This is a genomic window from Bacteroides intestinalis DSM 17393, assembly GCF_000172175.1.
Lineage (GTDB): Bacteria > Bacteroidota > Bacteroidia > Bacteroidales > Bacteroidaceae > Bacteroides > Bacteroides intestinalis.
Window position 1 is genome coordinate 200,919 of record NZ_ABJL02000008.1, and the last position, 13,096, is coordinate 214,014.

At 43.0% G+C, this 13,096-nt stretch carries 11 protein-coding genes and 1 pseudogene; 10 read left to right on the top strand and 2 right to left on the bottom strand.

Annotated elements, in window-relative coordinates; genetic code table 11:
- Window positions 1-23: 23 nt before the first annotated feature.
- Window positions 24-1,681, bottom strand: a pseudogene (locus BACINT_RS10235) (IS1182 family transposase).
- A 190-nt stretch (window positions 1,682-1,871) separates the two neighbouring features.
- Here BACINT_RS10235 and BACINT_RS10240 point away from each other — a divergent pair.
- From BACINT_RS10240 to BACINT_RS10270, 7 genes are all read left to right on the top strand, one after another.
- Window positions 1,872-2,993 (top strand): DUF362 domain-containing protein, encoded by a 1,122-nt coding sequence (locus BACINT_RS10240; RefSeq protein WP_007662772.1) that lies wholly within the window; start codon window positions 1,872-1,874, stop codon window positions 2,991-2,993.
- Between the two features lie 152 nt (window positions 2,994-3,145).
- Window positions 3,146-3,655, top strand: coding sequence for a hypothetical protein (locus tag BACINT_RS10245; protein WP_007662775.1), 510 nt, complete (start codon window positions 3,146-3,148; stop codon window positions 3,653-3,655).
- 24 nt (window positions 3,656-3,679) lie between these two features.
- Window positions 3,680-4,075, top strand: coding sequence for a phosphoribosyltransferase (locus BACINT_RS10250; RefSeq protein ID WP_007662777.1), 396 nt, complete (start codon window positions 3,680-3,682; stop codon window positions 4,073-4,075).
- A gap of 39 nt (window positions 4,076-4,114) precedes the next feature.
- Complete coding sequence (locus BACINT_RS10255) at window positions 4,115-5,050, top strand: DUF362 domain-containing protein (protein WP_007662779.1); 936 nt, start codon at window positions 4,115-4,117, stop codon at window positions 5,048-5,050.
- Window positions 5,051-5,077: 27 nt separating this feature from the next.
- The gene (locus BACINT_RS10260; RefSeq protein WP_007662781.1) at window positions 5,078-6,595 is read left to right on the top strand and encodes a 4Fe-4S dicluster domain-containing protein; all 1,518 of its coding nucleotides are present in this window, start codon (window positions 5,078-5,080) and stop codon (window positions 6,593-6,595) included.
- A gap of 163 nt (window positions 6,596-6,758) precedes the next feature.
- A complete protein-coding gene (locus BACINT_RS10265; RefSeq protein WP_007662783.1) occupies window positions 6,759-7,592 on the top strand; it encodes a patatin-like phospholipase family protein in 834 nt (277 codons plus the stop codon).
- A 7-nt stretch (window positions 7,593-7,599) separates the two neighbouring features.
- A complete protein-coding gene (locus BACINT_RS10270; protein WP_007662785.1) occupies window positions 7,600-9,297 on the top strand; it encodes an alpha-amylase family protein in 1,698 nt (565 codons plus the stop codon).
- A gap of 26 nt (window positions 9,298-9,323) precedes the next feature.
- Here BACINT_RS10270 and BACINT_RS10275 read toward each other — a convergent pair whose 3' ends face one another.
- Entirely contained in the window at window positions 9,324-9,560 is a 237-nt protein-coding gene (locus BACINT_RS10275; protein ID WP_007662788.1) for a DUF6965 family protein, read from the bottom strand.
- 300 nt (window positions 9,561-9,860) lie between these two features.
- Between BACINT_RS10275 and BACINT_RS10280 the strand changes: the two genes are divergently transcribed.
- Genes BACINT_RS10280 through BACINT_RS10290 form a run of 3 tightly spaced genes read left to right on the top strand, consistent with a single transcriptional unit; the run spans window position 9,861 to window position 13,051 of the window.
- Entirely contained in the window at window positions 9,861-10,526 is a 666-nt protein-coding gene (locus tag BACINT_RS10280; RefSeq protein ID WP_021967626.1) for a DUF2461 domain-containing protein, read from the top strand.
- Window positions 10,527-10,565: 39 nt separating this feature from the next.
- On the top strand, window positions 10,566-11,012 hold the full coding sequence (locus BACINT_RS10285; protein WP_007214042.1) for a YhcH/YjgK/YiaL family protein: 447 nt from the start codon (window positions 10,566-10,568) through the stop codon (window positions 11,010-11,012).
- A gap of 29 nt (window positions 11,013-11,041) precedes the next feature.
- Window positions 11,042-13,051: an alpha amylase C-terminal domain-containing protein gene (locus tag BACINT_RS10290; RefSeq protein ID WP_007662791.1), complete on the top strand. Its 2,010-nt coding sequence runs from the start codon at window positions 11,042-11,044 to the stop codon at window positions 13,049-13,051.
- The last annotated feature ends 45 nt before the right edge of the window (window positions 13,052-13,096 follow it).

The following is a 13,096-nucleotide window of genomic DNA, read 5'->3' on the forward strand; positions in this document are numbered from 1 at the left end:
TTATATTTAAATGTTTTTTTTCTCTATGCGACTCTTTTTTCACTAATTTGGTAATACGCGGCTATATTCCTCGTATATTGCGTCATAATTGTTCTGATAAGAATACATATAATGCGTGCAGTCCCTCCCTTTCCTGCTTTTAGTAGTTTAGCACACATTTTTTTGATATTAAAAGCTATAGCAAAGAAAGCAAAGTCCATCGTAACCTTGTCTTCTCCTTTATGTCTGAACCGGCGGTATGCCATGTTGTATTTCATTTGTCCAAACACAGCTTCCGGTTCTATACACCTCCTGCCTCTATGCTTGATACCTTCCTCTGAGAGCAATTTTTCCCGTGCCTGCCGTTTGTATTGGTTTAACCGGTGATTGACTTCTATAATACGATTTCCCTGGGCTTTAAAGCAACTGCCACGCAAAGGACAACCCTCGCAATTTTGTGCTTTATAACGTGCACTTTCGGTGATGTATCCGCTTGCAGTTTTGTCACGTCTGGTCCCTATACGGTTCATGCGCTGCCCCATAGGGCAAACGTAATAATCCTCTTCTGTATTGTAATGGAGACTTTCCGCATGGAACGGATTGGGAGTATAACGGGGACGCTGTTCTTTATGGAAGAAGTTATACTTGACAAAGGCTTCTATCCCGTTCTCCTGCATGAACCGGTAATTTTCTTCTGAGCCGTAACCGGAGTCTGCCACCCCGACAGCGGGTAAGCGGTTATAGCGATGTTGGAAGGAGTGGAAGAAAGGAATGAGCGTCAGTGTATCGGTAGGGTTGGGAAACAGTCGGAAGTCTATGAGAAATTGTTTTTCAGTACCTATTTGCAAATTATATCCGGGCTGGTCTGCCCGTCTCATGGCGTCTCTTTCATACGCATGAATGTGGCATCAGGATCAGTCTTGGAATAGGAATTACGTTCTCCAAGAGTGTCAAGATGATTGTCGTATTCCATCAGCTTGTCACGATACCCTTCAAGTTCCTTGAGCTGTTTCTTCTTTTCGCGCAGGGCTTTCTTTTGTTCCTTATCCTTTGTCGCAGGCTGGTGTTCTAGGACTTCTTTAAGTTCATCCACTATGTCAGAGAGCATGGCGGGAGTGAATTGGGCGGGTGTGTCTTTTACGGAGTTCTCTTGTGCAATGGCTTCGTCCACCTGTTCCAGAAGGATACGAATCTTGTCCAGCAACTTCGTGCGGTGCTTTTCAACACTCTTGCGCCAGACAAAAGTATATTTGTTGGCTTTGGATTCAATCTTAGTGCCGTCGATATACTCCACCTCAAGACTGATGAAACCTTTGTCGGCAAGGACAAGAACTAACTGGGTGAATACATTATTTATCTCCTCCTTTACACGGTTACGAAAACGATTGATGGTGATAAAATCCGGATGCTCATTACCGGCAAGCCAGATATAATGAATGTCACGCAAGAGAAGCTTCTCTATTTTACGGCACGAATAGATATTATTCATGTAGGCGTAGATAATTACCTTAAGCATCATTTTAGGATGATAAGGACAGCGGCCGGTTTCTTTATAAAGTTTATTGAAACCTTCAAGATGGAGAGTATCAACAACTGTGTTAACTATGCGAACCGGGTCGTTCGACGCAATGTTTTCATCAATTCTTTGAGGAAAAAGAACGGTTTGGTTGGGAATGTAAGGACGAAAATGTAACTTTGCCATAACGAAATACTTTATGCCTAAAGATACAAAAACTTTGGGGAATAGCAAAGCCCGGGCTTGCGAAAGTCTGGGCTTTGTGCATAAAAAAGGTTGTGCCAGAGTTTTGACACATTTACTTTTTTGTTTCTATACCTATTTATATGGATAATATCTCTTATTTTTGCACATATTATAACTATAAATAGGTAATATGGAAACATCAAAAGTCTACTACACAGACCTGCGTACCTCTCCTACTTCCAATCTTCTGGATAAGATGGAGCGCCTGGTAAAGCGGGCAGGTATTGAACAACTACCCTTAAAAGACAGTTTTGTCGCTATCAAGATTCACTTCGGTGAACCGGGAAACCTTGCTTATCTTCGCCCGAACTATGCGGCTCGCATGGCAAATCTATTGCGGAACAATGGTGCGAAACCTTTCTTGACGGACTGTAACACACTATATTCAGGCCGTCGTGCCAATGCCGTCGATCATCTGCAAAGTGCAATGGAAAATGGTTATAATCCTATATCCGCCCAATGTCAGGTCATCATCGGAGATGGTTTGAAAGGTACGGATTGCCGGGAAATTCCCTTAAACGGTGAATATTGTGCCGCCCCTAAGATTGGCACTGCCATAGCCGATGCGGATATCATCATCAGCATGAACCACTTTAAGGGACACGAACAAGCCGGCTTTGGCGGAGCTTTAAAGAATCTGGGCATGGGTTGTGCCAGCGTAGCCGGAAAACTGGAACTGCATTCGGCCTCTCAACCCAAAATAGATACAGAAAATTGCATCGGCTGCAATATCTGCGTGAAGCACTGTGCACACGACGCCGTACATCTGAATGCAGGACGCAAAGCGGAAATAGATTATGCGAAATGCGTAGGTTGCGGACAGTGTGTCGCTTTGTGCCAGTATGATGGCGCCATCATGGGCGACGAAGATACGTCCGAACGCTTAAACTACAAAATCGCCGAATATTCACTGGCCGTAGTGAAAGATAAGCCCAATTTCCACATCAGTTTTATAATGAATGTATCTCCGGAATGTGACTGTTGGAATCATAATGACGCCGCCATTGTCCCTGACCTTGGTATTCTGGCTTCTACAGACCCGGTGGCTCTGGATAAAGCATGCGCGGATATGGTCATCCAAGCTCCCATATTGCACACGGGTAACCGCCTTTCTGCCGGACATGAGCACGATGATTTGTGCGGTCATGACAAGTTCCACATGATGCACCCGGATACGGACTGGCTGGCTGGATTGCGCCATGCGGAAAAGATCGGATTGGGCAATATGCAATATGAATTGGTGAAGATTTAAACCTTTTCCGTCCAAAAGAGTCTTAATACAAACATACCGATACAAAACTTGTAAGGATTGGGACAAATCTTCAAACAAAATGAGCGTTCATCTCCTACTTTTGTATCTTGAAGAAACATAATAATAACAAATTAAAATCTAATCATTGAATAATGGAAACATCTGCTAAACTCTACTCTTTGTCGTTCAGTAACGTGAAGACCTATTTGTTTGCATTCTTATTTATTGCAGGAAATATAGCATTGCCGCAGCTTTGTCATCTGGTTCCCGCGGGTGGACCGACTTTGCTGCCTATCTATTTCTTTACACTGATTGCCGCCTATAAATTCGGTTTTCGTGTAGGACTGCTTACGGCTTTACTTTCTCCGGTGATTAATCATTTACTGTTTGGCATGCCCGCTGCTGCCGCATTGCCTGTGTTGCTTATAAAATCCGGTTTGCTTGCAGGAGCTGCTGCATTTGCCGCACGATATACAAAGAAAATATCCTTAGTTGCATTGCTTAGTGTGATTCTTGCTTACCAGGTGATAGGCACTGCTTTTGAATGGGCGATATGTGGTAACTTTTTCCTCGCTGTACAAGATTTCCGTATCGGTATTCCGGGTATGCTGATCCAGTGGTTCGGTGGTTACGCTCTGCTGAAAGCTATTTCCAAACTTTAATAATAGACTATCTCCCATAACAATATGGCAAAAACAATGGAAGAAGTGCTGGAACGCTTCCGCACAATTGAATTCCACGATGACTTTGATATGATCGTGGCTATTGCTAATGGCGGTATCGTTCCCGCAGGTATCATCAACCAGCGATTGCAAAAAGAAGTGCATCTGTTACGTATCAATTTACGGGATGAATACCAGCATCCGAAGTACGATGTACCCCAGTTGCTCGCTCCGGTTGACTTTGATTTTAAAGATAAAAGTATTTTATTGGTAGATGACCGTATTAAGACAGGATCTACCATTCGTCTGGCGTGCGAATTACTGAAGGAGGCACGTCTGATAAAAACATTCGCAGTCAATGGTACGGCAGATTATGCCTTGTTTGACGAGACGTGTTTTAAGTTCCCGTGGATACTATAAGTAATTAATAATTAGCAATTAATAATTTGAAAAGGACCTATGGATAGAAGGGATTTCTTAAAGACTCTGGCGGTAACGGGTGCGGTGGTGACCGTACAGCGTTCCGAAGCAATGGACATACTGGCGCAAAAGTTGACAAATGCTGGCGGTGGTAAGGTGGATCTGGTAGCTGTGATGGGTGGAGAACCGGAAGCGATGTTCCGGCGTGCTATCACAGAAATGGGTGGTATGAAGCAGTTTATCAAACCGGGACAAAAGGTAGTGGTTAAACCCAATATCGGTTGGGACAAAGTACCTGAACTGGCTGGTAATACAAATCCGAAGCTGGTTGCGGAAATTGTAAAGCAATGTCTTGCCGCAGGCGCCAAGGAGGTTACGGTATTTGATCATACCTGTGATGACTGGCAGAAGTGTTACAAAAACAGCGGCATTGAAGAAGCTGCCAAAGCTGCGGGTGCCAAGGTTATGCCGGCTCATCTGGAAAGCTACTACAAACCAGTCTCATTGCCCAAAGGTGTACGCATGAAAAGTGCCAAGGTACACGAAGCCATTCTGAATAGTGATGTATGGATCAATGTACCCATTCTGAAAAACCATGGAGGTGCCAATTTGACGATTTCCATGAAGAATCACATGGGTATTGTCTGGGATCGCGGTTTCTTCCATTCCAACGACTTACAACAATGTATTGCCGATATCTGTACAATGGATAAGAAAGCAGTGCTGAATGTAGTGGATGCCTATCGCATTTTGAAAACGAATGGCCCGCGCGGACGTTCTGCTTCGGATGTGGTATTGACCAAAGGATTATTTATTTCACAAGATATCGTGGCTGTAGATACAGCTGCCACCAAATTCTTTAACCAAGTTCGCGAAATGCCGCTTGAAAGCGTGGCTCACCTTGCTAACGGGCAGGCATTGAAAATTGGAACGATGGATTTGGATAAGTTGAATGTGAAGCGTATCAGGCTTTAATTCAGGCTATATAAAGTATACACACTTATGTTGAGAAAAGCACGTATTATACTGTCCGTTGTCATCTTCGGGCTGATAACTTTTTATTTTCTGGATTTTGCGGAAATATTGCCAAATAGTTTCCACAGACTGGCGCATATACAGTTTGTACCGGCATTGATGTCACTCAGTTTTATCATCCTGGTAGTACTGGTACTGATTACCTTGTTATTGGGACGTATCTATTGCTCTACAATTTGCCCAATGGGTATCTTTCAGGACATAGTGACCTGGATTTCTAAAAAAACGGCAAAGAAAAAGAAACGTTTCCGCTATTCGCCTGCCAAGAATATGCTGCGTTGGGGAGTATTGGGTGTAACAGCAATAGCTTTTCTTTTTGGATTTACGGTCATTTTAGGTCTGCTCGATCCTTACAGCGCTTTCGGACGTATGACGGTCAATGTGTTTAAACCCGTGTATATGTTAGGAAACAATTTGCTGGAAAGTATATTTTCAAGTTTCAATAACTATACCTTCTATCAGGTGGATGCTTCTCTCCTGAGTATCTCGTCCTTTATTATCGGACTGTTGACGTTTTTGGTAATTGGTTTTCTGGCATGGAAATACGGGCGTACCTGGTGCAACACAATATGCCCGGTAGGCACGTTACTCGGCTTTCTGAGCCGCTACTCACTGTTTAAAGTACGTATCGATGCAGAAAAATGCAATCATTGCGGATTGTGTGCCACTAAATGCAAAGCCTCATGTATCAATAGCCCGGAACAAACCATTGACTACAGCCGTTGCATAGATTGCTTTGATTGTTTGGGTGAGTGTCGCCAGAATGCACTTAGCTATACCATTTCCTTTAAAACCAAGAAACAGGTGACTGACGCTTCCAAACGCCGCTTTTTGCTTGCCGGGCTGACAACTGCCGCCGCAACTCCCAAAGTAATGGCGCAAGCTCAGAATGTAGCTGCGGCTGCAGCCGGAATGAAAAGTGATAAACGCCAGACACCTATAACGCCGCCGGGATCTGTCAGTCAGGAACATTTTCAGGCACATTGCACTTCGTGCCACCTGTGTGTCAGTAAATGTCCCTCTCATGTATTGAAACCTGCTTTTATGGAGTATGGTTTAGGAGGAATGATGCAGCCGACCGTCTTCTTTGAAAAAGGTTTCTGCAATTTTGATTGTACTGTATGCGGGGATGTCTGTCCCAATGGAGCTATCCTGCCACTGACGAAAGCGCAAAAACACCTAACACAGATGGGCAAAGTTGTTTTCATCAAAGAGAATTGCATCGTCTATCGGGACGGTACCAGTTGCGGGGCTTGTTCGGAGCATTGCCCTACGCAAGCTCTGTCTATGATTCCTTTCAAGGACGGGTTGACAATTCCTCATATTGATACGGAAATTTGTGTAGGTTGTGGCGGTTGTGAATACGTCTGCCCTGCCCGCCCTTTCCGCGCCGTATACATCGAAGGAAATGTCGTACAGCAAGATGCTAAACCCTTCACCGATAATCATCAGGAAGAAATTCAGGTAGATGATTTCGGCTTTTGATTGAATATTTTCCCGATTCCCACTGACGCCTGTCTTCGATTGTATAAATTGGGGGCAGGCGTTGCTTTTTCTCTATACTTAGCACATTTTTCTCCCTTTTTACTTTCAACCTACAATAAAATCACTAATTTCGTGGCGAACAAATATATGGTAGATTTTTTACATGGAGGCAACATCAAATAATTGGTTTACGAACAAATATCCTATAGGATATGCTTTGAGCGGTGGTTTTATCAAGGGTTTCGCGCATCTGGGCGTGATGCAGTCATTGTTGGAACATGACATCAAACCTAATATCCTTTCGGGAGTAAGCGCAGGGGCTTTGGCAGGTGTGTTTTATGCAGACGGTAACGAACCGCATAAAGTGCTGGATTATTTCTCCGGGCATAAATTCCAGGACCTGACCAAATTAGTCATACCGAAAGTGGGATTGTTTGAGTTAGGCGAATTTATTGATTTCCTGAAAACCAATTTGAAAGCAAAGACGATGGAAGAATTGCAAATACCTCTCATCATCACTGCAACCGACCTTGATCACGGACGTGTGGTGCATTTCCACAAAGGGAATATTGCCGAACGTGTGGCAGCTTCCTGCTGTATGCCTGTCCTCTTCTCTCCTGTAAAAATAGAAGGAACACATTATGTAGATGGTGGGGTATTTATGAACTTACCTGTATCTACCATCCGGCGTGTTTGCAGCAAAGTGGTGGCAGTAAATGTTAGTCCGCTACTGGCGCACAAATATAAGATGAATATTGTAAGTATTGCCATGCGTTCCTACCACTTCATGTTCCGTGCCAATACATTCCCTGAACGGGAAAAAGCGGACTTATTAATAGAACCGTATAACCTGGAGGGATACAGCAATACTGAACTGGAAAAAGCAGAAGAGATCTTTATGCAGGGATACAATGCCGCTAACACTCTTCTGGATCAGTTGAAAGCGGATCAGGGAACCATCTGGAAAGATGAAAATAATTATCAAATCATAAAATAAAAATAGAATGGGGAAAGATGAAAAAATGATTATCTATCAAGTGTTTACGCGCTTGTTTGGTAACAATCATAATCACTGCATCAATAACGGGAACATAACGGAAAACGGATGCGGTAAAATGGCGGACTTTACAGCCAAGGCACTCAATGAAATAAAGAAGTTGGGAGCCACCCATATTTGGTATACCGGTATCATAGAACATGCCACGCAAACGGATTATCGCCGTTACAACATACGTCCCGATCATCCGGCTATTGTTAAGGGAAAAGCAGGCTCTCCTTATGCCATCAAGGATTATTATGACGTGGATCCGGACTTGGCAAACGATGTACAGGAACGTATGAAGGAATTTGAAAATCTGGTACAACGTACTCATCGTAGCGGTCTGAAAGTCATTATTGATTTTGTTCCGAATCATGTTGCCCGCCAATATCATTCGGATGCACAACCTGACGGAACTTCACAGTTGGGTGCAAATGATGATCCTAATTACGCTTTCAGCCCATATAATAATTTTTACTATATCCCTCAATCCGAATTGCACGGTCAGTTTGATATGAAAGGATCGGCTGCGGAACCTTATAAAGAATGTCCTGCCAAGGCTACGGGGAACAATCGTTTCGATGCTTATCCCAATATCACCGACTGGTACGAAACCGTGAAACTGAATTATGGAGTGGACTATCAGAATGGTGGAACCTGTCACTTCAATCCCACTCCGGACACCTGGACAAAGATGCTGGATATCCTTCTTTTCTGGGCAGACAAGAATATTGACGGTTTTCGTTGTGATATGGCGGAAATGGTTCCGGTTGAGTTCTGGGAATGGGTGATTCCACAAGTGAAAGAGAAGCATCCTGATTTGTTATTCATTGCAGAGGTTTATAATCCGGCAGAATATCAGAATTACTTATTCCGCGGAAAATTTGATTATCTATATGATAAGGTAGGGCTTTATGATACGCTTCGCAATGTGATTTGCGGCTATGATTCGGCTATGGCCATTACCCGTTCCTGGCAAAGTCTGGGTGGCATCGAGAAACGGATGATGAATTTCCTGGAGAACCATGACGAACAGCGCATTGCTTCTGATTTCTTCGCCGGAAATCCGCGTAAAGCCATTCCGGGATTGATTGTTTCAGCTTGTATGAATACCAATCCGATGATGATTTATTTCGGGCAAGAATTCGGTGAACTGGGCATGGATAGTGAAGGTTTCAGTGGCAGAGACGGGCGTACCACTATTTTTGATTATTGGAGCGTGGATACCATTCGTCGCTGGCGGAATGGTGGGAAGTTCGATGGCAAGATGCTGACGGAAGACCAAAAACACATCTATAGTATCTACCAACGCATCCTGACGCTTTGCAACAAAGAAAAAGCAATCACTGAAGGAGAATTCTTCGATCTGATGTATGCCAACACAAATGGCTGGCGCTTCAATGAGCATAAGCAATACACATTCTTGCGCAAAGCTGGAAAAGAATTGTTGTTCATTATCGTGAACTTTGACCACATTTCAGTAGATGTAGCTATCAATGTGCCTTCTCATGCCTTTGACTTCCTGCAAATACCGCAGATGGATATTTATCCGGCAGTAGATTTGTTAACCGGAAAGACGGAAAGTATTAGTTTGCTGCCTTATAAGGCTACGGAAATCTCAGTAGAGGGATACAGTGGAAAGATGTTGAAAATCAAGCTATAATAAGATTTCTACCACGGAGTTCTGTTCTACTCCGTGGTGCTTTCTCCTTCCAGTTTTTCCTTCAGTCTGTACAGACGCGTAATGGCTGGATTGTAAAACTCATCCGGATAATGCGCTTTGATATCGTTTATATTTGCCACTACGTATTGTCTAAGATTCACAATCTTTTCGGCCTCACTTAGTTGTAACTCTTTGGGTAACTGTGCGTTCTCAGCCCACTTCATCAGGGCATTCACACTTTCCTCATCATACTTATATTCCATATGTTCGTATAATTTTTCTACAAAGATATAAACAAATGATAAAAATACACATACCCCTTCGAACTTTTTCTGTGGAGGCGTGTTATATTATTGTGTTTTTCATAGTATTAGATATAAGATTAATTAAAGGAGACTGTACCCGCTTGTGATAAGTAAGTACATCAAAAACAGAAGCGTCTGTTTGATTGATAAATGTGTAAGGAGCATCGGTTTACCAGAGCCGATGCTTTTTTTGTCCCTCTTTGTAGCATGTTAGGAAAATTATGCGTAATTTTGTCAGATAATAAGGAAAATACCAATATGAACATCCCTGTTATTTTTCAATTCTTAAAAGAAGTGTCCGCTAACAATAACCGCGAATGGTTCAATGCTCATAAGGACTTATATGAAGAAGCCCGTGGGGAATTTGAGAACCTGTTATCGGCTATAATTACCCGTATCTCGCTTTTCGATGAAAGTATTCGTGGCGTTCAAGTCAAAGACTGTACTTACCGGATTTATCGTGATACGCGCTTTTCGCAGGACAAGACCCCGTATAAAACTCATTTGGGCGGATACATCAACGCCCGCGGTAAGAAATCAGACCACTGCGGTTACTATGTTCACATTGAACCGGGCAACTGCCTGTTGGCAGGTGGTAGCTATTGTCTGCCTCCTAAGACGCTGAAAGCCGTGCGACAGGCAGTGTATGATAACATAGACGAATTTCGCGGTATAGTTGAAAATCCGGATTTCAAGCAATACTTCCCGGTGATAGGCGAAGACTTCCTGAAAACAGTTCCCAAAGGGTTTCCAAAGGATTTTGAATATGTACAATATCTGAAATGCAAGGAATACACCTGTTACTGCAATCAACCGGACAGCTTCTTTCTGGCATCTGATTGCGTGGATCGTACGGCGGAAATCTTCAAGCAAATGAAACCTTTTGCTGATTTCCTGAACTACACGATTGACGACTTTGAATAAAATTTGATAATAATATAACTAACTTAAAACATTAAAGCTATGGTAGTAGATAGATTAGAAAATTTAGAAAAATATGCATCGTTGAACCCCTTGTTCGCCCAAGCTATTGAATTCTTGCAATCGCATGACTTGAACGCAATGGAAGTTGGCAAAACCGAACTGAAAGGTAAAGACCTGGTTGTAAACGTAGCTCAAACTACCCCTAAAGCTAAAGAACAAGCCAAACTGGAAACACACAATGAATTTATAGATATCCAGATTCCTCTCTCCGGTGCGGAAGTAATGGGCTATACCGCAGGAAAAGATTGCGTACCGGCTGATGCTCCCTACAATGCAGAGAAAGATATTACTTTCTTCGAAGGACTGGCTGAAACTTATATCACTGTAAAACCTGGAATGTTTGCTATATTCTTCCCTCAAGACGGACATGCTCCCGGCATTTCTCCTGACGGTGTGAAGAAAGTCATTGTGAAAGTGAAAGCATAATAATCCAATCAATCAAAAACTCATCCTTTATGGAAACATTGAATTTGATCAAAAACGACCCCTGGCTGGAACCTTTCGAAGATGCCATCAAAGGCCGTCATCAGCATGTATTAGACAAAGAGGCTGAACTGACGAACAAAGGGAAACAGACTTTGTCTGATTTTGCCTCGGGATATTTATATTTCGGACTTCACCGTACTGCTGACGGCTGGATTTTCCGTGAATGGGCACCCAACGCCACAGAAATATTTATGGTGGGCACATTCAATGAATGGAAAGAACTGAAGAAGTACAGTCTGAAACGTAAGGATTATGGTGTTTGGGAAATCAAACTTCCGGCAGATGCCATGAGACACGGTGATTTATACAAACTCATTGTACATTGGGAAGGCGGTTGCGGAGAACGTATTCCTGCCTGGGCAACACGGGTGGTACAAGACGAGCAAACCAAGATTTTCAGTGCGCAGGTCTGGTCACCGGAAAAGCCATATAAAGTAAAGAAGCGTACATTTAAACCTAATACGGATCCTTTGCTTATCTACGAATGCCACATCGGTATGGCGCAACAGGAAGATAAAGTAGGAACTTACAACGAGTTCCGTGAAAAAACTCTTCCGCGCATAGCTAAAGCCGGATACAATTGCATTCAAATCATGGCAATTCAGGAACATCCCTACTACGGTAGTTTCGGTTACCATGTATCCAGTTTCTTTGCCGCTTCTTCCCGTTTCGGTACTCCGGAAGAATTGAAGGAGTTGATCGATACCGCACACGGATTGGGTATTGCAGTGATTATGGACATCGTTCATTCTCATGCAGTAAAGAATGAAGTGGAAGGCTTGGGCAATTTTGCCGGTGATCCGAATCAATACTTCTACCCCGGCGCACGACGTGAACATCCGGCTTGGGACTCACTTTGTTTCGACTATGGAAAGAATGAAGTTATCCATTTTCTTCTCTCCAACTGTAAGTACTGGCTTGAGGAATACGGATTCGACGGCTTCCGGTTCGATGGTGTAACATCTATGCTCTATTATAGTCACGGACTGGGTGAAGCCTTCTGTAATTATGGAGACTATTTCAATGGCCATCAGGATGACAATGCCATTTGCTACCTGACACTTGCCAACAAACTTATCCACGAAGTAAATTCCAAAGCAATAACGATCGCCGAAGAAGTATCGGGAATGCCCGGTCTTGCAGCTAAAGTTGAAGACGGCGGCTATGGTTTCGACTACCGTATGGCGATGAATATCCCCGATTATTGGATCAAGACCATCAAAGAAAAAATAGACGAAGACTGGAAACCGTCCAGCATGTTCTGGGAAGTAACCAATCGTCGTAAAGATGAAAAGACCATATCTTATGCAGAAAGTCACGACCAGGCATTAGTGGGTGATAAGACGATTATCTTCCGTCTGATAGATGCCGATATGTACTGGCATATGCAGAAAGGCGATGAAAACTACACAGTAAATCGTGGTATTGCTCTTCACAAGATGATACGTTTACTGACTTCAAGTACTATCAATGGTGGTTATCTTAACTTCATGGGCAACGAATTCGGTCACCCCGAATGGATTGATTTTCCACGTGAAGGTAATGGATGGTCATGCAAGTATGCCCGCCGTCAGTGGGATCTGGTAGATAACAAGAATCTTACTTACCACTATATGGCTGACTTTGATGCTGGTATGCTCAAAATCATTAAGAGCGTGAAAGCGTTCCAGGCAACAGCTGTTCAAGAAATCTGGCACAATGACGGCGATCAGGTATTGGCATATATGCGTAAGGATTATGTCTTTGTGTTCAATTTCAATCCCAAACAGTCATTTACCGATTATGGCTTCCTGGTTTCTCCGGGCACATATGAAGTAGTATTGAATACGGATAATCCTGCTTATGGCGGTAATGGATTGACTGATGACACTGTAAAACATTTCACTATTGCTGATCCTCTTTATGAAAAAGAGAAGAAGGAATGGTTGAAGTTATATATTCCTGCCCGTACAGCAGTAGTATTGAAGAAAACGAAATAAATAACATACTATAAATAAAAAAAGCCGTGTCGGGAAATTCCAACA